We start from the raw sequence: 262 nt of genomic DNA on the forward strand, positions 1-262 counted from the left end.
GCGATGGTCTGCGTGCCGTCGAACAGCTCGAACCAGGCGGCGACCGCCAGCAGGCTCACTGCCAATTCGATGACCGGGCGGAACGCTGGATCATTATGGTCCAGGAACAAGCCAATCAATTGATGCGGCAGCAGCCAGAAAACCATCGCGAAGCCGAGCATCGCCGCCGCTCCGAACACAATACCAACCCGTCCCGCCAGCCGTGCATCCAGCAGTTGCCCGGCACCGTAGTGCTGGCCGATGCGCATGGTGATCGCATAGG

Annotated in this window: 1 protein-coding gene; it reads right to left on the reverse strand. The window is 62.2% G+C overall.

What is annotated here, in order from left to right:
* On the reverse strand, positions 1–248 hold a 248-nt coding region (locus AAEY75_RS15725), incomplete at its 3' end, for an MATE family efflux transporter (protein ID WP_352260118.1).
* Positions 249–262 lie beyond the last annotated feature (14 nt).

The organism is Psychrobacter sp. TB55-MNA-CIBAN-0194, from assembly GCF_040309505.1.
Lineage (GTDB): Bacteria > Pseudomonadota > Gammaproteobacteria > Pseudomonadales > Moraxellaceae > Psychrobacter > Psychrobacter fozii.